At 41.4% G+C, this 21586-nt stretch carries 17 protein-coding genes; 9 read left to right on the top strand and 8 right to left on the bottom strand.

Features of this window, described 5'->3' with window-relative positions; translation table 11 throughout:
- Nucleotides 1-11 precede the first annotated feature (11 nt).
- The 3 genes from nrdA to rpsB all read right to left on the bottom strand — a co-directional run bounded on the left by nrdA (nucleotide 12) and on the right by rpsB (nucleotide 4413).
- Nucleotides 12-2300, bottom strand: a complete 2289-nt coding sequence (nrdA, locus tag HKX39_RS04240; protein ID WP_171680069.1) for a class 1a ribonucleoside-diphosphate reductase subunit alpha — start codon at nucleotides 2298-2300, stop codon at nucleotides 12-14.
- Nucleotides 2301-2676: 376 nt separating this feature from the next.
- Nucleotides 2677-3543 (bottom strand): translation elongation factor Ts, encoded by an 867-nt coding sequence (gene tsf, locus HKX39_RS04235; RefSeq protein ID WP_171680068.1) that lies wholly within the window; start codon nucleotides 3541-3543, stop codon nucleotides 2677-2679.
- 138 nt (nucleotides 3544-3681) lie between these two features.
- Nucleotides 3682-4413 carry a 30S ribosomal protein S2 gene (rpsB, locus tag HKX39_RS04230; RefSeq protein ID WP_171680067.1) on the bottom strand — a complete coding sequence of 244 codons (732 nt, stop codon included), beginning with the start codon at nucleotides 4411-4413 and terminating at the stop codon, nucleotides 3682-3684.
- Nucleotides 4414-4612: 199 nt separating this feature from the next.
- On the opposite strand from rpsB, the gene map reads away from it, so the two are divergent.
- The 5 genes from map to HKX39_RS04205 are packed head-to-tail and all read left to right on the top strand — an operon-like array spanning nucleotide 4613 to nucleotide 9979.
- Nucleotides 4613-5416: a type I methionyl aminopeptidase gene (map, locus tag HKX39_RS04225; RefSeq protein ID WP_171680066.1), complete on the top strand. Its 804-nt coding sequence runs from the start codon at nucleotides 4613-4615 to the stop codon at nucleotides 5414-5416.
- A 15-nt stretch (nucleotides 5417-5431) separates the two neighbouring features.
- Nucleotides 5432-8026, top strand: coding sequence for a [protein-PII] uridylyltransferase (locus tag HKX39_RS04220; protein ID WP_171680065.1), 2595 nt, complete (start codon nucleotides 5432-5434; stop codon nucleotides 8024-8026).
- A gap of 5 nt (nucleotides 8027-8031) precedes the next feature.
- Nucleotides 8032-8715 carry a MarC family protein gene (locus tag HKX39_RS04215; protein ID WP_171680064.1) on the top strand — a complete coding sequence of 228 codons (684 nt, stop codon included), beginning with the start codon at nucleotides 8032-8034 and terminating at the stop codon, nucleotides 8713-8715.
- Nucleotides 8712-9203 carry a disulfide bond formation protein B gene (locus HKX39_RS04210; protein ID WP_171680063.1) on the top strand — a complete coding sequence of 164 codons (492 nt, stop codon included), beginning with the start codon at nucleotides 8712-8714 and terminating at the stop codon, nucleotides 9201-9203. Before HKX39_RS04215 ends, HKX39_RS04210 begins: the two co-directional genes overlap by 4 nt.
- A gap of 11 nt (nucleotides 9204-9214) precedes the next feature.
- A complete protein-coding gene (locus HKX39_RS04205) occupies nucleotides 9215-9979 on the top strand; it encodes a glycosyltransferase family 2 protein (protein ID WP_171680062.1) in 765 nt (254 codons plus the stop codon).
- 117 nt (nucleotides 9980-10096) lie between these two features.
- On the opposite strand, the gene recX is transcribed toward HKX39_RS04205, so the two are convergent.
- Entirely contained in the window at nucleotides 10097-10684 is a 588-nt protein-coding gene (recX, locus tag HKX39_RS04200) for a recombination regulator RecX (protein WP_171680061.1), read from the bottom strand.
- On the bottom strand, nucleotides 10684-11763 hold the full coding sequence (gene recA, locus HKX39_RS04195; RefSeq protein WP_171680060.1) for a recombinase RecA: 1080 nt from the start codon (nucleotides 11761-11763) through the stop codon (nucleotides 10684-10686). Before recA ends, recX begins: the two co-directional genes overlap by 1 nt.
- A 278-nt stretch (nucleotides 11764-12041) precedes the next feature.
- On the opposite strand from recA, the gene HKX39_RS04190 reads away from it, so the two are divergent.
- On the top strand, nucleotides 12042-12950 hold the full coding sequence (locus HKX39_RS04190; protein ID WP_171680059.1) for a recombination-associated protein RdgC: 909 nt from the start codon (nucleotides 12042-12044) through the stop codon (nucleotides 12948-12950).
- 144 nt (nucleotides 12951-13094) lie between these two features.
- Nucleotides 13095-14309 carry a serine/threonine transporter SstT gene (gene sstT / locus HKX39_RS04185; protein ID WP_171680058.1) on the top strand — a complete coding sequence of 405 codons (1215 nt, stop codon included), beginning with the start codon at nucleotides 13095-13097 and terminating at the stop codon, nucleotides 14307-14309.
- Between the two features lie 90 nt (nucleotides 14310-14399).
- Here the strand turns inward: sstT and HKX39_RS04180 are convergent, their stop codons facing one another.
- The gene (locus HKX39_RS04180) at nucleotides 14400-15656 is read right to left on the bottom strand and encodes a D-amino acid dehydrogenase (RefSeq protein WP_171680057.1); all 1257 of its coding nucleotides are present in this window, start codon (nucleotides 15654-15656) and stop codon (nucleotides 14400-14402) included.
- 156 nt (nucleotides 15657-15812) lie between these two features.
- On the opposite strand from HKX39_RS04180, the gene HKX39_RS04175 reads away from it, so the two are divergent.
- On the top strand, nucleotides 15813-16340 hold the full coding sequence (locus HKX39_RS04175; protein ID WP_171680056.1) for a hypothetical protein: 528 nt from the start codon (nucleotides 15813-15815) through the stop codon (nucleotides 16338-16340).
- 78 nt (nucleotides 16341-16418) lie between these two features.
- On the opposite strand, the gene HKX39_RS04170 is transcribed toward HKX39_RS04175, so the two are convergent.
- Nucleotides 16419-17399 (bottom strand): RsiV family protein, encoded by a 981-nt coding sequence (locus tag HKX39_RS04170; RefSeq protein WP_171680055.1) that lies wholly within the window; start codon nucleotides 17397-17399, stop codon nucleotides 16419-16421.
- 136 nt (nucleotides 17400-17535) lie between these two features.
- Nucleotides 17536-19782 carry a nitric-oxide reductase large subunit gene (locus HKX39_RS04165; protein WP_171680054.1) on the bottom strand — a complete coding sequence of 749 codons (2247 nt, stop codon included), beginning with the start codon at nucleotides 19780-19782 and terminating at the stop codon, nucleotides 17536-17538.
- Between the two features lie 226 nt (nucleotides 19783-20008).
- Between HKX39_RS04165 and norR the strand changes: the two genes are divergently transcribed.
- The gene (norR, locus tag HKX39_RS04160; RefSeq protein WP_216605042.1) at nucleotides 20009-21562 is read left to right on the top strand and encodes a nitric oxide reductase transcriptional regulator NorR; all 1554 of its coding nucleotides are present in this window, start codon (nucleotides 20009-20011) and stop codon (nucleotides 21560-21562) included.
- The last annotated feature ends 24 nt before the right edge of the window (nucleotides 21563-21586 follow it).

Here is a 21586-nt window from a genome sequence, read left to right as displayed (position 1 = left end):
AACACTCTTTTTTAAATTTTACATGCACCACCAGCGCAATCCTCATCTTCAGGTTGTGCCGTAGTTAAATCATCTTGGGTATCATCTGCACCATCACGCGTATTATGATAGTACAAGGTTTTTACACCATATTTATACGCCGTGAGCAAGTCTTTAAGCAATTGCTTCATCGCGACACGCCCACCCTCAAAACGTTGAGGATCATAGCTCGTATTAGCTGAAATCGACTGATCGACGAATTTCTGCATAATACCCACCAATTGCAAATAACCCTCCATATTCGGCATTGCCCATAAGGTTTCATACTTGTCTTTGAGCGTTTCATAGTCAGGCACGACTTGACGTAAAATACCGTCTTTTGAGGCTTTGACCGTGACTAAACCTCGTGGTGGCTCAATACCATTAGTGGCATTAGAAATCTGACTTGAGGTCTCTGACGGCATTAGTGCTGTCAAGGTAGAATTACGTAAACCATGCTCAACAATCTCTGCACGCAACCATTCCCAATCTAAATGTAATGGCTCTGCACAAATGCTATCTACCGCTTCTTTATAGGTATCAATCGGTAAAATACCTTTAGCATAATGGGTTTCATTAAAACCTAAGCAAGGACCTGATTCCTTAGCCAAATTCATAGAGGCTTTTAAGAGATAATACTGAATCGCTTCAAAAGTACGATGCGTTAAGGCATTACCTGAACCATCTGAGTATTTTGCTCCATTTTTCGCTAAATAATAGGCAAAGTTAATCACACCAATACCCAATGAGCGACGCTTCATACTGCCTAAGTAAGCCGCTTTAATTGGATAATCTTGATAATCGAGTAAAGCATCTAAAGCACGAACGGCTAAATCTGCTAAATGCTCTAATTCCGCTAAGTTCTCAATAGCACCTAGGTTAAAAGCCGATAAGGTACATAAAGCAATTTCACCATTTTCGTCATTAATATCACTTAATGGCTTGGTCGGTAAGGTAATCTCTAAACATAGATTCGATTGGCGAACAGGAGCAACCTTAGGATCAAAGGCACCATGCGTATTGGTATGATCCACATTTTGAATATAAATACGCCCTGTTCCTGCACGCTCTTGCATCATTAAAGAGAACAACTCCACCGCTTTCACGCTGCGCTTACGGATACTTGGGTCATTTTCATATTGAACATAAAGCTTTTCAAATAAAGCTTGATCCTCAAAGAAAGCATCGTATAAACCCGGCACATCAGAGGGTGAAAATAAAGTAATATTCTCGCCTTTAATAAAGCGCTTATACATTAATTGGTTAAGCTGTACACCATAGTCCATATGACGCACACGGTTTTCTTCAACACCGCGATTGTTCTTAAGGACTAATAAAGACTCTACCTCCAAATGCCAAATTGGATAAAATAAGGTCGCTGCACCACCACGCACACCACCCTGAGAGCAGCACTTTACCGCTGTCTGGAAGTGTTTATAAAAAGGAATACACCCTGTATGCTGAGCCTCGCCACCACGAATTGGACTACCTACGGCACGGATACGTCCTGCATTAACACCAATACCCGCACGTTGTGATACATAACGTACAATCGCTGCACTTGTCGCATTAATAGAATCTAGACTATCGCCACACTCAATCAATACGCAAGAGCTGAACTGACGTGTTGGGGTGCGTACACCTGCCATAATAGGCGTTGGCAATGAAATCTTAAAGGTTGATGTCGCATCATAAAAACCTTTGACATAGTCAAGACGAGTCTCTCGAGGATATTTAGAGAATAAGCAAGCCGCAACCAGAATATAAAGAAACTGTGGACTTTCATAAATCTCATTAGTCACACGATTCTGTACGAGGTATTTACCCTCTAATTGCTTAACAGCTGCATAAGAAAATGTTAAATCGCGTGAATGGTCAATATAGCTATCCAAAATGTCTAATTCTTCTTTGGTATAGTCTTCCAGAATATGCTTATCATATTTACCCATCTCAACAAGACGAGTCACGTGACTAAACAGACTAGGAGGTTCAAACTCCCCAAACGCTTTTTTGCGCAAATGGAAAATCGCCAAGCGTGCTGCTAAGAACTGATAATCAGGAGTTGACGGTGAAATTAAATCCGCTGCCGCTTTAATAATCGTCTCGTGAATATGCTCGGTACGCATACCATCATAAAATTGAATTTGAGATTTCAATTCAACTTGAGAAACAGAAACGTTATTAAGCCCTTCGGCAGCCCAATTAATAACGCGATGAATTTTGTCTAAATTCAATGGTTCTTTCGACCCATTGCGTTTAACAACAAACAATTGAGTAGTCATTGTATAGTCCAGCAGCAATAAATTGACAGGACTAAATATAGGCTTTTGTTAAAACCTATATTTAGTATTGTTCGACTTGCGTATAACACAAGATATAGAACGCAAGTATAGTAAACTTTTTCCTTTTTCGCAAGCACAGGAATAAGCAAAAAGTGATCGTAACTATATGATAAAAAAGAATTTTTATACCAAAAATAAATTTAAAAAAAATGTAAACTTACAATTTATAGGTAGATTACCACACTTACCCCTAGTTCTCATAAGTCTATTCTTGGTGTATTAGTTAAGCATTAAACCGTACCAATGTACGCCACCAATAAAACAAAACCCCATCAGAAAATTCCAATGGGGTTTCACAAATTTTAAAACAGCTATATTATGCTTTAGCCATAGAAGCTACTTCTGCAGCAAAGTCAGTGACTGCTTTCTCGATACCTTCACCTACGATGAATAAACCGAAGCTTTGAACAGCGGCTTTCTTCTCTTTAAGCATTTGTTCAACTGTTTGCTTATCGTTTTTCACGAAAGGTTGGTTCAATAAAGAAACTTCTTTTAAGTACTTAGCAATAGAACCTTCAACCATTTTTTCAACGATTTCAGCTGGTTTACCAGACTCAGCCGCTTTTTGTGCTGCCACTGAACGCTCTTTTTCGATATCTTCAGCAGGAACACCAGCTGCATCTAATGCTTTTGGTTTTGTTGCCGCAACGTGCATTGCCACATCTTTACCTACTTCGTCGTCACCACTGTACTCTACTAATACACCGATACGACCACCGTGGCTGTAGCTCGCTAATTTGTTAGCGGTCTCTACGCGATGGAAACGACGGATTGTCATGTTCTCACCGATTTTACCCACTAAAGCTGTACGTGTTGTTTCTACAGTACCGTCACCTAAAGCTAATGCGCTTAAAGCAGCAACATCCGCTGGGTTCTCTAGTGCAACTTTTTTCGCTAAAGATTCAACAAATTCAACGAATTCTGGGTTTTTAGCCACGAAGTCTGTTTCGCAGTTAACTTCGATTAATGCGCCCTTACCACCTTCGATGTAAGAACCAATTAGACCCTCTGCTGTCACGCGAGTAGCTGCTTTGCTTGCTTTATTACCTAGTTTTACACGTAAAATTTCTTCTGCACGTGCTAAATCGCCATCAGCTTCTGCTAGGGCTTTTTTACATTCCATCATAGGAGCGTCAGTTTTTTCACGCAATTCTTTTACCATTGCAGCGGTAATTTCAGCCATGTTTTCTCCAGTTTTAGATAAGTGATAGAGTTCTTAAATATAAGAACCAAGCATCTTTATGATGCATAAAAAATAGACTACATAATAACATAAGTCGGCTCCAAGGAGCCGACCATCAGGAACTTCAACAGGCGACGATTATTCAGCCGCTGCTTCTGCACCCTCTTGAATTTCTTCTACTAGACCGTTAAGTGCTTGCTCACGACCTTCTAGAATTGCATTTGCTACACCAGCCGCATATAACTCAATCGCTTTTGCTGAGTCATCATTACCAGGGATAACAAAATCAACACCTTCTGGTGAGTGGTTAGTATCCACAACAGCAATGACTGGAATACCTAATGTACGTGCTTCTTGGATAGCAATTTTGTGGTAACCAACGTCAACAACGAATAACGCTGCTGGTAGTTTGTTCATATCTTTGATACCACCGATAGACTTGTTTAATTTCTCTAAATCACGAGAGAACATTAACGCATCTTTTTTGCTTAAACGCTCAACGCTACCGTCAACTTGAGCAGCTTCCATGTCTTTTAGACGTTTGATAGAAGACTTAACTGTTTTGAAGTTAGTCATCATACCACCTAACCAACGGTTATTAACGTAAGAAACGCCAGCGCGTGTCGCTTCTGCAGCGATGATTTCACGAGCAGAACGTTTTGTACCGACGAATAATACGTCACCACCACGAGCAGCTGTTTGGCGAATGAAATTCATCGCTTCTAAGTATTTAGCCACTGTTTTTTCTAGGTTGATGATGTGAATTTTGTTACGTTGACCGAAAATGTATTGACCCATTTTTGGGTTCCAGTAACGTGTTTGGTGACCAAAGTGAACACCAGCTTCTAACATTTGACGCATTAATGACATATTTGACTCCACAGGGTTATGTCTTGTACATCGCCAGCATTGATAGTAGATTTCTTAGTATCAACACCCTATGTAGCGATGCACGCTATTTAAAAATAAGGTTAAACTATCTGAAATATCTCCCCAATAACGAACTATTGGACTTATATTCAAATAAGCCTATAATTATATACTGTTTTTATATATTTGTTCAAGTTTTATGCCAATTCTTAAAAATCCCGAAGACATTCAGAAAATGCGCGCTGCTTGTCAAGACGCTGCCAAAGCGCTTGATTACATCACACCCTTTGTTAAGGCAGGCGTGACCACAGGTGAGCTAGACCGTTTAGTGATTGACTATATCGATAATGTCCTTAAAGTCAAGTCCGCTACCATAGGGTATGGTCCTCCGGGACACCCTCCTTTTCCTGCGAGTATTTGTACATCTATCAACAATGTGATTTGTCACGGTATTCCAGGCGATCGTATCTTAAAAGACGGTGATATTATGAATATTGATATCACCATCATTAAAGATGGTTGGTTTGGAGATACGAGCCGTATGTTCTATATTGGCGAGCCCTCTGTACAAGCGCGCAAATTGAGCGAAACCGCTTATGAGTGCATGTGGTTAGGTATCGAACAAGTTAAGCCGGGAGCAACGCTAGGCGATATCGGTTATGCCATCCAGACCCATGCTCAGGCACAAGGATTTTCTGTCGTTCGCGATTATTGTGGTCACGGGATTGGTCAAGTTTTCCATGATGAACCTATGGTACTTCACTATGGCAAACCAAATACAGGCATGAAACTCGAAGAAGGCATGACGTTTACCATTGAACCGATGATTAATGCAGGTCATTATGCCACCAAAATCATGCCGGATAAATGGACAGTTGTGACCAAAGACCGTAGTCTCTCCGCACAATGGGAGCATACGATTATCGTAACGGCGACAGGTTATGAGGTATTGACAGTATCAGAGAACATGCCAAAACCTCCTGCTTTTGTAAAAACTGCTTAATTGCTTATTACGCCTATGACAACACCACTTCTAACTATTCGCCAACACATCGCCGAACAACGCGAGCAATTGAGATATCAATACAAAGAAGGCGTATTATCTGCGGATCAATTTTTAAGTCAACACAGTCAATTAATTGATCAGGGATTTAAAGAAGTGGTGTCAATACTCCCTCTACCCGAGGGAGCAGCCTTATGTGCTGTTGGGGGCTATGGACGCCATGAACTTTATCCTTTCTCCGATATTGACATTCTCCTACTGCTTGCTCAAGAGCCTAACGAAGAAGATAAATCGCGTTTAGAAAGTCTTGTCCAATCTTTCTGGGATTTGGGGTTGGATATTGGTGCAAGTGTCCGTACCATTGAGGATTGTTTAAGTGAGGCAAAAAAAGACATCACTATTGAAACCAGTCTATTAGAGTGTCGTTATATCCTTGGTAATGCGACCTTAGTGGAACAACTTCAACAAACCTTTATGGATCACCATGATCCACAGGACTTTTTCCAAGCTAAACACCTAGAGTTTAAACAACGTTATACACGGTATAACAACACCCCTTACTCACTTGAGCCAAACTGCAAAGAGTCTCCTGGTGCTTTGCGTGATATTCAATTAATTCATTGGCTAGCACGTTCTAATCAATTTAACGAGGGCTGGGATGCTTTAGTTGCCGCCAATCTCATGACTGAAAAAGAGGCTGAGGTTATTCGGTCCACGGAACAACGCTTTAAACGTTTCCGTATTGAATTACACCTCATTCACAAAAAACGTGATGACCGTGTGTTGTTCCATGTACAGCCTATGTTGGCGGAGGTTTATGGTTATAAGGCACAAACAGGTAAACGTCCTTCCGAAATGTTTATGCAAGACTACTACGGTGCAGCACGTATTGTGAATTTAATCACGCACTTTATGTTGCAAAACTTTAAGGACTATTTATTCCCTGATCAGGATAAGCGAATTGTACATATTGATGAGGACTTTCAAAGCGTTGGTCAGCTACTCGATGTCCGTCAAGATGATGCTTTTGAACAAAACCCTAATCTATTACTCAAAGCCTTTTTAGTCCTGCAACAACACCCAGAATTAGAGGATTTTAGTGTACGTACGCAACGACTTATCTGGGGCAATCGCAAACTGATTGATACCAAATTCCGAGCAGATCCGATTAATCAACAAACCTTCTTAGCCATTTTACAGCAGCCACAAGGTATTGTTCATACATTCCGTCGCCTCTCCAAACTGAAAATTTTGCCTCGCTATATCCCTATCTGGACCAAAATTGTGGGACAAATGCAGCATGATTTATTTCATGTATATACGGTCGACCAACATACACTACAAGTAATCCGTCATATGCGACGCTTTACCATGCCAGAATACGCACAAGAAAACCCTCTGGCCGCTCGCTTAATAGCGGAGTTTGACCGCAGTTGGTTACTCTATATTGCAGCTTTATTCCATGACATTGCTAAAGGGCGTGGCGGGGATCACTCTACACTGGGAGCGGTAGATATTCGACAATTTGCAGAGCTTCATCAATTAAGTGAAGAAGATACGGATTTATTAGAATTTTTAGTGGCTAATCACCTCTTAATGTCTAATGTTGCCCAGAAAAAAGACTTATCGGATCCTGAAGTAATTAAAGCATTTAGTGAAGCCGTCAAAACACGTCGTCGCTTAACAGCATTATATCTATTAACGGTTGCCGATATTCGTGGTACCAGCCCAAAAGTGTGGAATGCGTGGAAAGGTCAGCTCTTACAAAACCTTTATCAAAGTACGGCGCTCCTTTTTGACGGCGATACCTTTGATCGCCATACGATTTTATCGCAACGCAAAGAAGACGCTAATGCCATTATTAAATTAGCGGGACTATCTGATGAACAGCGTGATTGTTTCTGGTCAAAAATGGATGTAGCCTATTTTCTCCGTCATGAAGCAAGCGATATTGCATGGCATACACGCACGCTTTACAACCATATCAGCACTGAGGATACGATTGTCAAGGCACGTCCTGTCGATAAGAGCGAGCATATTCAAGTCGTCGTTTTTACGCGTGACCGATCCAACCTTTTTGAAAAAATTGCGGCCTACTTCTATCAGCACAATATCAATATTTTAGATGCCCGTATTCATACCAGTACAGATGGTTACGCTTTGGATAGCTTTTCTATCTCATCGAATCTAATCCAACAACCCCGTGATTTTATTTCGATTATTGAAGTCAATCTCGCTAAGGCCATTAATAGTGAGCTACCTGAATATATTGCGCAGGATAAAACGCATACTCCTCTCATGGTTGGAGCGGATGTACGTCGCTCTCGCACCTTCCCTATCGTCCCAAGTGTCGAGCTAGTGAAAGATGAGTATAGTAACTCTTGGCTGCTCTCTATCATCACAACAGACTGTCCGGGCATTCTCTATCATCTCGCTAGTTTATTTAATAAGCATCATGTCAGCCTACATATGGCAAAAGTAATGACCTTAGGTGAGCGTGCTGAAGACGTTTTTATGATTGAAAGCCAGCATTTAAGTAATGAAAAAAATCAACTCGCCTTTGAGCGTGATATTCTCGAAACCCTTAATCGACTGACCAAACTTAAATAAAAGCCATGTTATCACTATTTTTAACTAACTTACTGTTTGTCTTGGCGACAATTTTACCCATTTTAAATCCGCCTGCCGTTGCCCCTATTTTCTGGACAATGACGAGCGGTGCAAATAATCAAACACGTAAAATGTTATCAAAACGCATTGCCTTAAATGTGTTTGTGATGATTGTCACAGCGATTTTTCTGGGAAATTTTGTCCTCAGTATGCTGGGAATCTCTTTATCGGTAGTCCGTGTTGGCGGTGGTTTACTGGTTATTGCTGCTGCTTGGAAACTCCTCAACGCCGAAGACCCAGATACCAGTTTGCACCCAATTGATAGTGAATACTCTATCGACAAAGCTAAGAATAATGCTTTTTACCCCCTGACCTTTCCTATTACCTGTGGACCGGGTACGATTGCAGCAGCCATTACCGTCGGTGCTAGCTTACAAAACAGTGAACTTAATTGGACCACCGTTACCTCCTTAAGTGGTACGATGGTAGGTGTAGGCATTGTGTCATTGACAGTATTTTTCTGTTTGCGCTTTGCTGCACAATTTTTACATCGTTTAGGACAAAATGGTACCGTAATTTTTATGCGTCTTTCTGCATTTATTCTTTTATGCGTCGGCGTACAAATTCTCTGGGCGGGTGTCCATGATCTTGTTATTAGTCTTTTTACTGAAGTGGCCAAAATAAAATGAGTACTCAACGCATTCTAAATCTTATCGCTATCGTCTGTCTCACTGCGGTTGGTTTTGCACTTTTTTCTCAATACGTGCTCGACATGCAACCTTGTGCTTGGTGTGTCTTTCAACGCCTGATTTTCTTAGTTATTGCAGGTATTTGTCTATTGGCAAACCTTTTCCGTAGTGGCTTTTTACAAAAACTCTTTGCCTTTACTACCTTTGCTTTATCGGTTGGGGGTGTCCTGAGTGCTTGGTACCAATATAGTGTCGCAGCCAATATGTTTTCATGTGATATGACATTCGCTGATCAATTTATGGCAAAATGGACTGGCTTAGATGGTATGATGCCTTGGTTATTCGGTATCTATTCTAGCTGTATGGATGCTAAAGTCGATTTATTGGGCATTGAGTATGCTTTATGGGCGCTAGGCTTATTTGTGGTGATAGCCGTCGTAGCACTTATTGCTCTCTTTAAGCACGAACCACGAGAAATTTTCTCTTAAACGGATTAACTATGCCTACACTTGCCGTCGCACTTATCGTCAAAAATGAAGCACAAGAACTCCCCTTTTGTTTAAATAGTGTCAAAGATTGGGTAGATGAAATGATTGTGCTCGATTCTGGTAGCACTGATGGCACACAAGCGATTGCGCAGAGTTATGGCGCTAAAGTCTATAGTAATACTCATTGGCCCGGATTTGGCAAACAACGTCAGCTTGCGCAAACCTATATCAAGAGTGATTATGTCCTCTGGCTAGATGCCGATGAGCGTGTAACCCCTGAATTAAAGGCACAGATTCAAGCGGCTGTGGCTAGTGATGAAAGCCATACACTTTATCAAATTAATCGTCTTAGCGAAGTATTTGGCAAAAAAATCCACCACTCAGGCTGGTATCCAGATTATGTGACTCGTCTATATCGTACAAAAGATACACAGTATGACGACTCACTTGTACACGAAAGTGTGGTGGTTCCTGCTGGGTTTAAACTTAAAAAACTTGACGGGCATCTCTTACATTACACTTATAAAACCTTACATCAATATCTCAATAAGTCAGCTAGTTATGCTCAAGCTTGGGCAGAACAACGTGCCGCAAAAGGCAAAAAAGCCAGTCTATGGGACGCTTGCTCACATGCTTTCGCACGGTTTATTAGAATGTATCTTCTAAAAAGAGGTTTTATGGATGGCAAACATGGTTTTTTACTGGCTGTCTTATCCGCTCATTCGGTATTTGTCAAATATGCCGAATTATGGATTAAAACCTCAACTAAACGCTAAGTAGCGCACGACTCTTTAGAACAAGAAATACACGCTGAAACTTGATACCCCTCTATCTTAAAAGATGGAATTTTTTGGCACGACGCTGATAAACAGTAAGTATTAAGTAATTTTTACTTATCGCTTTTGAAGCACTTTATAAACTACATCAGCACTAAATCCACGGCTCGCCAAAAAACGCATCTGTTTTGCCTTTTCTTGTGGCGTCGTTGGATACTGCCCATGGAATTTACGCTCCCATACCTCTTGAGCGCGACTGAATTCTGTCTCTCGAAGGTTTTCTTTGAGAGTAGCGACTGTCTCTATAGGGAGATGATGTTGGCGCAAGGCTTGGAGAATTTTTTGATTACCCCATCGCTCTTGACGAAAAAGTACAAAGTTCTCTGCAAAACGCTCATCAGATTGCCAGTTTTCTTTTTGGAGACGAGCAAGAACGGTATCAATTTGCTGCACATCATCGGTGTACTTAGCCAATTTTCGGCGTAGCTCTTGCTCCGAATGCTCTCGTCGTGACAATAAAGCGACGGCTTTAGCCAGTAAATTAACAGGCTTGGCCGTTTGTTGAGCAGAATGTGTTGGTATCGCACTAGAGGTTGTAGAAAATTTATCTATAGCCTTTTCGTCAGAGATAAACTCATCTTCAACAGGGCTGACACCTCCTGCTCGAGGTGCACGCCCTGAAGAATTAAATGACTGACTCGACATTACTCTTCGATATAGTCATCTTCGATATCATCACCGTCTTCGGGACCAACAGACTGCCCCATCTCAATGATACCCATGTTTTGGCGGATTTTGTTTTCAATCTCACGAGCCATTTCTGGATGCTCACGTAAGTACTCTCGAACATTGTCCTTACCCTGTCCGATACGCGTACCGTCATAGCTAAACCAAGCACCTGCCTTATCAACAATACCAGCCTTAACACCTAGGTCGATAATCTCACCTTCGCGAGAAATACCTGTACCGTACATAATATCGAATTCCACTTGTTTAAATGGTGGTGCAACCTTATTCTTAACGACTTTAACGCGCGTTTCGTTACCTACGACCTCATCACCTTTCTTGATAGAGCCAATACGGCGAATATCTAGACGTACAGAAGAGTAGAACTTAAGTGCATTACCCCCTGTCGTGGTCTCTGGACTACCAAACATCACACCAATCTTCATACGAATTTGGTTAATAAAAATCACCATACAGTTCGTACGCTTAATAGAAGCGGTCAGTTTACGTAGTGCTTGACTCATCAAGCGAGCTTGTAAACCGGGTAGATTATCACCCATATCCCCCTCAATCTCTGCCTTAGGTACAAGTGCCGCGACCGAGTCAACCACGATAAGATCCACAGAGCCCGAGCGTACTAAAGCATCAGTAATCTCTAATGCCTGCTCACCTGTATCTGGCTGAGAAATCAATAAGTCCGAGAGATTAACGCCTAATTTAGCCGCGTACTGTACATCTAAGGCATGCTCAGCATCGATAAAGGCACACGTACCGCCAATTTTCTGCATCTCAGCGATAACTTGAAGCGTCAATGTCGTCTTACCACTCGACTCAGGACCATAAATCTCTACGACACGCCCACGAGGCAAACCACCCACACCTAAAGCGATATCAAGACCCAGAGAGCCCGTTGATACAACTTGGATATCATGAGCCACCTCATTATCCCCATAACGCATCACCGAACCTTTACCAAATTGTTTTTCGATTTGCGCTAGTGCAGCCGATAAGGCCTTAGCACGCTCAGCTGATGCCGCTTTTGATTGTTTATCATCCATCACGAGGATCCTTAAAAAACTAAATTAATCAATGTCACTATATTAAGAAGCATTAATGCATTAAGAGCACCTAAGTAGCACCTACTTATACCCTCTATCTAATATAGACATCCATGACGATATTTGCTATTATGCCATTAAATATACTGTATGTCCATACAGTAAGATAAGTTTATCCTATATTTTAATGCATTTGTCGTATTCTCGTCTTTTTTCAACATACCTTGGTGAAGAATGGTTAAAATTTGCTGTCTTTACCTTATTACTATGAGTATTCTATGTGGTTTAAAAATCTAAAAGTATTCCGTTTATCGCCAACTTGGCAACCCAGTACGGAAGAATTTGAAACTCTATTACAAAAACAAGCTTTCCAAGCAGGACAATTTTCATCAGAGCCTTTAAATCTAGGCTGGGCACCTTTTTTTGACGAAGAAGGCACGCTTATCCATAAAGTAGGACGCCATTACCTTGTCAAACTCCTTGTCGAAAAGAAACTTCTCCCTGCTTCTGTGATTAATCAATTTGCTAAAGCCAAAGCCTTAGAAGTCGAAGAACAACAAGGTTATAAAGTGGGTCGCAAACAAATGAAAGAAATCAAAGAAGATGTCACTGCTGTTCTACGCACCAAAGCTTTTAGCATTTATCGCGAAACGCGTGTGTGGTTTGACTTAGACAATCATTGGATGATTGTAGATGCTGGCGCTAGCAGCAAATCCGATGAGGTGATTGGTACATTAGCCAAAGTCCTCGATCCCTTACCTATTCTCAGCTATATGACCGAGCAATCCCCAACAAGCAGCATGACCAGTTGGCTATTGGATGAGACAGCACCTGATAGCTTTACAATTGATCAGGATACCGAATTGAAGTCGATGACTGACTCTCGTATCAGCGTTCGTTATGCCAATCATTCGCCAGAGCATGACGAATTATCTAAGCATATCACGGCGGGTAAGACATGTACTCGCCTCGCCATGACATGGAATGACCGCGTATCTTTTGTCTTAAATGATGCGGGTGATATCCGCCGTATTACGCCACTCGACGTATTGGCAGAATCACGCGAAAATCTCAACTCTGATGATGCGATTGAGCATTTTGATGCTGAGATGACCTTAATGTTTGGAGAGTTAAACGCATTGCTTAACGACCTCACCGATGCCTTAGGTGGTGAGAAAAAACAATAACTCATACCCCTTGCTTATGTCTATTAACACAATAGACATAAGCTACTTATAATTTTTCAACATATCAAAATTGAAAGAAATTCGTTAATTTCTACGAACTAAACGCTTACAATGCCATTTTTATTTAAATAAAAGATTTTTATCATGGCAAGACGTTTAGGACTAGGAACGCAAATTTTTATCGTTATCCTCTTTGGTATTCTTTTAGCATTTTTAACAAAAAATACGGTTGCACACGATACTGTACTTGCTATTACTCAATTACTGGGTAAACTTTTTGTTGAAATTTTAAAGGCTATTGCACCTGTTTTAGTGTTTATTCTCATTATTTCAGCCATAGCTCAACACCAAACCTCAACATTAAGTAAATCACACGGACTTAAATCAGTATTAATTTTATACGCTATTGGTATGTTAATGGCGGCTATTATCGCCGTCAGTATCAGTTTCTTATTCCCTGTGACTATTCCTTTACAAGGTATTGAAGCCGCTAATCGTCCAACACCAAATGGCTTAGGAGAAGTGCTTAGCAATCTCCTTTTTAAAATAGCGAGTAACCCTATAAAAGCATTGTCTGACTCTAATTACTTAAGTATTTTAGTGTGGGCAACAGTTCTTGGCTTAGCCTTAAAAAAGTCGCCAGAGCCTGTTAAACAACTACTCAATAGTCTCTCTTCTGCTATCAGCGCTATTGTTCAATGGGTCATTCGACTTTCTCCTATTGGCATCTTTGGCTTAATCACATCAACCATCCTTACTACAGGTTTGCAAGCATTAAATGCTTATCTCCATGTTCTTTTGCTTATTGTTGTAGCGATGGCATTCATGGCCTTTCTCGGCAATCCCTTAATTGTTTTTCTCAAAACAAAACGGAATCCTTATCCACTCGTATTCACTTGCCTAAAAGAAAGCGGCATTATTGCCTTCTTTATTCGTAGCTCCGTCGCTAATATTCCCGTTAATCTCAATTTAAGTAAAAAACTTGGCTTAAAAGAAGAGGTTTATAGTGTATCCATTCCTCTCGGAGCCACTATCAATATGGAAGGAGCAGCGATTACTATTACAATACTGACTCTTGCTGCCGTACATTCAGTAGGAATCCCTGTTGATTTTTTCTCGACGCTATTACTTGTCTTATTAGCTGTCATTGGTGCTATTGGAGCCTCAGGTGTACCCGGAGGCGCATTACCGCTTGTCCCTATGGCAGCAAGTTTATTTAATATTGAGCATGATGTTGCTATGCAAATGGTTGCTGTAGGTCTGTCTATTATGGTCGTACAAGACCCGTGTGGTACTGCATTAAACTCATCAACTGACGTGGTATTTACAGCAGCGGCTGACCCTAAATATAATCGTTAAACCATGAAACCACCCCCCATAAGTCTTCACTTATGGGGGGGGTTAATCTAACCGTTCTCTTGCGATGTAGAGACCCAAGCCTCATGGGTGCTAGGCAGAATAACGACTCAAATCAAAACCCTCTGTACTAATTTGCGGTTGTTCACCCGCCATCAAATCTGCCAGATATTTAGCAGAACCACAACTCATCGTCCAACCTAATGTACCATGCCCTGAGTTAATCCAGAGATTACTATAGCGTGTCTTACCCACAATCGGTGTACCATCTGGTGTCGCAGGACGCAAACCAGTCCAGAAAGTCGCCTCTTCTAAGTGACCACCTCCAGGGAATACATGATTAAAGACCTCATGCAAGGTATCGCGATATTTTTGTTTCAAGCTTAAATCAAAGCCATTCACCCCTGCCATACCTCCCATACGGATACGGTTATCAAAACGCGTTAATGCGACTTTATACGTTTCATCTAAGACGGTGGATTGTGGTGCTTTGCTCTCATCAGAAATAGGAATAGTCAATGAAAAGCCTTTTAATGGATAGATTGGCACATCAATACCTATCGGCTTTAACATCGCCGTACTGTATGAACCGAGAGCAACCACATAAGCATCGGCCGTTTCCAACTGACCATTGACCCAGACACCTTGAATTTGACCATTTTTGTATTCAAAGCGGTCAATACTATGATTAAACTTAAACTTAACACCCGCCTCTTTAGCTAGATTAGCCAAGGCTTGCGTAAACATAAAACAATCACCTGTTTCGTCATTAGGTAGACGCAAAGCACCCACGAACTCATTAATCGTGCCACTGAGACCCGGTTCATACGATAAAATACCCTGTCTATCAAGAATTTCATAAGGTGTCCCCATCTCTTCGAGCACCTTAACATCCTTACTCACACCATCTAATTGTTGTTGCTTACGGAACAATTGAATCGTACCCTTTTGACGACCCTCATAAGCGATGCCTGTCTCTGCTCGTAATTGGTCAATACAATCACGACTATATTCTGACATACGTACCATACGCTCTTTGTTAATCGCATAGCTCTTAGGATTGCAGTTTTTAATCAGCTGCCAAATCCAACGGTATTGCGTTAAATCAGACGTTGGTTTCATAATGAGTGGTGAGTGTTTTTGCAACATCCACTTAATTGCTTTTAACGGTACCCCTGGTGCAGCCCACGGGGATGCATAGCCCGGTGAAATCTGCCCCGCGTTCGCAAAACTAGTTTCGAGTGCGGGACCTTCTTGTCTATCAATGACCGTCACTTCAAACCCTTTTTTAGCTAAATAATACGCTGTTGTTGTTCCTACAACACCACTACCTAACACAAAAATATGCATTTGCGCATTCCTCTCCTAAGACAATAGCGAAAGGATAGCCGATATAGGCAGAAATAACAATGATACAGAGAGTTTTATCGAAAAAACGAGAGGTTATTTTAAAATTAATAATGTCAGTTTATAATTGCTGATTACTACCGTTAACGCTGGATTATTATGCAATTAACGACCAACTCTAAAAAACTCATTATTGCTATCATTGCCACGACGATTTTAGGTGTTATTCTCACTGCCCCATCAACACCCGAATTACCGAGTGAGTCTGTGGCGAATACCAGCGGGCAAAGTGCAGGACAAGATTTTTTACTTGATCCAACCACCGTCAAATCACTCACTAATCTGACCCAAAATATCCAATTACATGACCTTAATGATACGCAACAATACCGTGGCTATGTGCAAGGTGTGGGATACTCTTCTTATCAATTGCTCGCAGAACAAGGGCAAAAGATTCATTTTCAATTAGAAGCTTCTGACAATATCGAGATGCTTCTTTACGGTACCAATATCGTGCCTCTTAGCAATAACACAGAATATACCATTCCAGAAAATGGGCTTTACGATTTACGCATTCTCTACAAACCTAGCGTAGAGCTTGAACAGGCCAAAAAAAGCTCTGCACCTGAATCTTATCGTATTGCGTTTACTTTAAAGGCTAAAGCTCCTGCTCGTCCCCAGCAATAGTGGGCAATAGATGAAAACACTATTTCGACGAAAAATGGGGGTATTAACCCCCATTGTTTTAGGGCTCAATATTGGTGACTAAAAATCGTCATCTTTAAAAAAGCCATCCGCTTCTGTTTGTTGGAAAGGTTTATTCAGCAGATGGTTCATTTGTTGATAACTCAAGCTCAACTCTACCTCGCCAAGGACATAAGGTCCTAACTCATACAATGGATATACAAAGGTAATTCCTGTGGGTGAAAAATAGAAGTTATCCGACACTCGGAAATCTTTCATATCTAAAGACGCCTCTAGTTCATGATGACTTAGAACAACGAAATATTGCCCTTGTAAGAGAAGATTAAGCTCTTCCATAACAGAAGATGAGAAGACATCGTTTAAGGTGATGCGTTGCTGCTTGGCTAAATCTACCACAATATAATTGGTGTGGTGTACACCATGTGCACCACCGTTATAAGACTCGTTCCATATGCTAAACTGGGCTAGATGATTGCGTTGACCCATATAGTCCATGCGCATCACATTATGCATACCGATGAGGCGATTTTCAATCGCTTCTTTTTGATACTCTTCAAACATTTCCTCATAATGTGTCTGTAAAGTCGCCTCATCGACTTTTTGAGCAGACTGGTCAAATGCTTTCATTTTTTCCTCATCCACAGCCTCTACCAACATCTCTCGCATGAGTAAATCATTTAACCATGCTTGATTGGTTTCTGCCACACGAGCTACGATTTGCACAGTCCCTTCGCCCTCTTCTACATCGCCTTCTTTAAGTAGGAGGTATTGCTCTTTTGCTTTGTAGAGTTCTTTAATCTTGACATGAAGTCCGACGACATCACCAGCGGACTGTGACGTTTGTGCTTCTTCCAGCAGTTTATTTAAGCGCGTAATTTCTTGATCTTTAGCTGTCATAGCACTTTCTAGCTGTTGATAGTCTTTTTTTAACTGTACAAGAGTATTGACCGCTTCTGACGCTTGTTGTATCGCTTGCTTATCCTCGCAAGCGGTCAAAGTAAACACAGCCATCAATGCTGTCATCAATACCGTCTTTTTCATCGTATTTCCTCTCTAAAAAGATTTTTAACTACTATACACAAGCCATTTTTAAAAAGCAAAATATTAACGCCAATAAAAAAGGAACCAACATATGATGCTGGTTCCTTTGAATATCACTGATTAAGATGAATCGTGATTATTTTGGCGCACGGTTTAAGAATACACCTTTACATACTTGTAATGCCACACCAAAACCACCGACCAAGAAGATCACGTCAGAAATCGTACGAATCCAACGTAAATTTTCAAGGAAGTCTTGTTGTAAGAAGGCTTCACCGCGTGCAGACCACATACCTACGCTAACACTCTCGTGGAATTGATATAAACCGATAGGTAATAAGCTGGTCGCAATCATACCTAAAAGACCTAAGTTCAATGCCCAGAAAGAGGCTTTCATTAAACCATCGCTAAATTGCATCGTTGGACGAATATAGCGTAATACGAGTAATACAAAACCTAAAGCAAGGAAACCATACACACCGAATAATGCTGCGTGTGCGTGAACGGCTGTTGTGTTTAGACCTTGTAAGTAGAATAAAGCCACTGGTGTATTAATCATAAAGCCGAACACACCCGCACCTAACATATTCCAGAAAGCCACTGCTACAAAGAACATTAAAGGCCAGCGTAAGTTTGCCATCCATGGCGCACGGTTGCGTAAGCTCCAGTTTTCAAAAGCTTCATAACCTAATACCACTAAAGGTACCACTTCTAAAGCAGAGAAACTTGCACCTACCGCCATCACAGGTGTTGTTGCACCAGTGAAGTATAAGTGATGGAAAGTACCTGGTACACCACCTAGCATAAACAAGCATGCTGAAGCTAATGATGCTGTTGTTGCCATACGGAGTGATACTAAACCCATTGAGCTAAAGATAAAGGCTAAAGCCGCTGTTGCAAATACTTCAAAGAAGCCCTCTACCCATAGGTGAACCACCCACCAACGCCAGTATTCCATTACCGCGATATTTGAGTGTTCGCCATAGAATAAACCACTACCGTAGAATAGACCAATAGCCACAACAGACGCAGTAAAGAGCGCGAGTAAGTTTTTATCACCACCCTGTTTAAATGCACCAACAAGGCAACGTGCCATTAAGAATAACCAGAAAGCAATGCCCAAGAATAGAGCAAACTGCCATACACGACCTAAGTCTAAATATTCATAACCTTGATGACCTAACATAAAGTTAAGTTCTGCTGGCATTTGACCTGCAATCGCTAAGTAGTTACCTACAAAAGCGCCTACCGTTACCACCAATAAAGCAAGGAATAATACATTCACACCTAATGCTTGACCCTTAGGATCCTTACCACCATTCACAATCGGCGCTAAGAATAGACCGGCTGTTAAGAAACCTGCCGCAATCCATAGTACCGCACTTTGTAAATGCCATGTACGTAATAAAGAATAAGGGAACCATTTTGATAATTCGATACCGTAGAATGTTTGACCTTCTACCGTATAGTGTGCAACGGCACCCCCCATTAACATTTGAAAGCCAAATAATGCCACCGTTAAGAAAGCATATTTACCTAAGGCTTTTTGTGATGGTGTTAATTTAAATGTCGTGATAGGATCCATCTTTGGTGCTTGTGTTTCATCTTCAGCATGATTGCTTAAGAATGCCCAACCCCATACTAATAGACCTACCCCTGCAATTAAAAGAATCACACTGATAATTGACCAGATAACATTTTCTGCAGAAGGTACATTATCAATAATTGACTCTGGTGGCCAGTTATTGGTATATGTCACATCAGATCCTGGACGCTCTGTGGCCGCAACCCATGTACTCCAGAAAAAGAAATTCACTAATTTATCACGACGCGCAGGATCCGCAAGCGTGTTAGTTTTCATCGCAAAGCTTTCGCGAGTACTATTTAATGAAGGCTCATCACCATAAAGACCTTTATAGTATTCGCCAGTCATCTTCATCGCTTGAGCACGACGAGCAGAAATTGTCACTACCTCATTCGCATCGATAGTATTGGTGCGATACTCTTTTTTCGCAGCCGCTTCTAGAATAGCTTTTTGCTCTTCATTTGCTTGCTCATAAGATACACCAAAACGCTCTTGCGATAACAAATTCATCCAAGTTACTAACTCACGATGTAACCAGTCCGCTGTCCAGTCTGGCGCTTGATAAGCACCGTGACCAAAGATAGAACCGTTTTGCATACCGCCTGTACTTTGCCAAGCCGACTGACCTTGCAAAATATCTTCGCGCGTCATTAACACCTCACCTGTTGCCTCAACTTTTACTTGAGCAGGAATCGGTGGCGCATTACGATAAACATCGGCACCAAAGTACCCTAAGATTGAAAAGGTAACGATTAAGATACCTATAAGCCAAAACCACAGCTTTTTATAATTTCCCATAACTTTTCCTAAAAATATCTACTGCGATATGAAACATTGAGTGGCGCCATTAGCGTATTGTCATTGCTTATGAGCAGTCACAATGCACTTTTATAGTGCCGTCATCTTTTTATAAGCAAATAGCGTGCCAACTTTTATTTAAGTTATTTTCAATCACTTACAGCAAGCAAGGTATTTTTTACCTTATAATATATGGGTATTTTTTACCTATTAGGTTATTTTTACCTTGACTATCCATTCCCTTATTGCGGATTTATCCCTTGAACTTTCTCCTACCCAGCGCTTAAGTCGTTTAGTCAATACGATTAAAGTAGCTTTCCAATGTAGCGCTGTGGGTCTATTGCGCCTACATAACGACACACTCTTCATGGTAGCCGCTGAGGGATTAAGTCACGATACACTAGGACGACAATTCTCACTGAATGAACATCCTCGTCTATCCACTATCGTCCATACCACAGACTTAGTACATTTTGACCACCACTCTCCTTTACCTGATCCTTATGACGGTCTGGTCAACACGCGCCCCGGGGAGCCACTACTGGTCCATGATTGCTTGGGCATAAGACTCCATATTAACCAACAACTGTGGGGGATTTTGACTCTGGATGCAATGGTCAATACCTTTACCACAGATAAAAAAGCCTTACTCAAAGAGTATTTACCCTATTTAGAAGCCACTATTCGGGTGGCGGACTTAGAACATCAATTGGATGAACGCCACCACTTTAGTACCATCGAATTACCTCACAATATTGAAAATAGTCGAAAAATCATCGGTAATAGCCCTGCTGTATTACGTTTACTCGATGATATTCATGTAGTAGCTGATGCTGAAGTGCCTGTCCTCATTAGCGGAGAAACCGGTGTGGGTAAAGACTTAGTTGCGCATTATATCCATGCACATTCTAAGCGACACGCTCAACCGATGGTGATTGTCAACTGTGCTGCCCTACCCGAAGCATTAGCCGAAAGTGAACTTTTTGGACATATAAAAGGCGCATTCTCAGGTGCAACACATGAACGTGCGGGGCGTTTTGAAGTCGCGGACAAAGGCACACTCTTTTTAGATGAAATTGGAGAACTAAGCCTTCCTATCCAATCCAAACTACTTCGTGCATTACAAAATGGCGAAATCCAACGCCTAGGTTCCGACCAAACCCATCACGTTAATGTTCGCATTATTGCCGCCAGTAATCGTGACTTACTCAAGGCCTCTGAGGATGGTAGTTTCCGTATGGACTTATATCATCGACTATCGGTATTCCCAATTCAAGTCCCCGCCCTTCGCGAACGCGATAAAGATATTCTGCTTTTAGCCGGACATTTTTTAGAACAAAACCGTGTACGCCTAGGCTTGCGTGGTATCCGTCTGAGTCCTGAAGCAAGTCAGCTCTTGATGCAATACCGTTGGCCGGGCAATGTACGAGAACTCGAGCATATTATTAGTCGAGCGGCTTTAAAAATCACCGCCTCTGGTATTAACCGCCAAGAAATTGCGACTTTAGAAGCTCGCTACTTAGATATACATCCAGAACATCACGCATTAGCGTTAGATGCTGTAGCGGCAACACCATCACAGGAAGATCGGCACACCATTCAAATTTCTACTCATACCCCCTCACTCGGCCCACTAAAACCGCTTTTGCAACAATTTGAATATACGCTAATTAAAACTGCCTTAGAGCACACCCAGTATCACTGGACAGCCGCCGCCAAAATACTGGATATTGATGCGAGTAACTTACACAAACTCGCTAAGAAACTGGGGGTAAAGTGAAGTGGGGGATAATCACTAAGGTTT

This window comes from Pelistega suis (assembly GCF_013133795.1).
Classification (GTDB): domain Bacteria; phylum Pseudomonadota; class Gammaproteobacteria; order Burkholderiales; family Burkholderiaceae_B; genus Taylorella; species Taylorella suis.
This window is presented reverse-complemented; position numbering and strand designations above follow the sequence as displayed.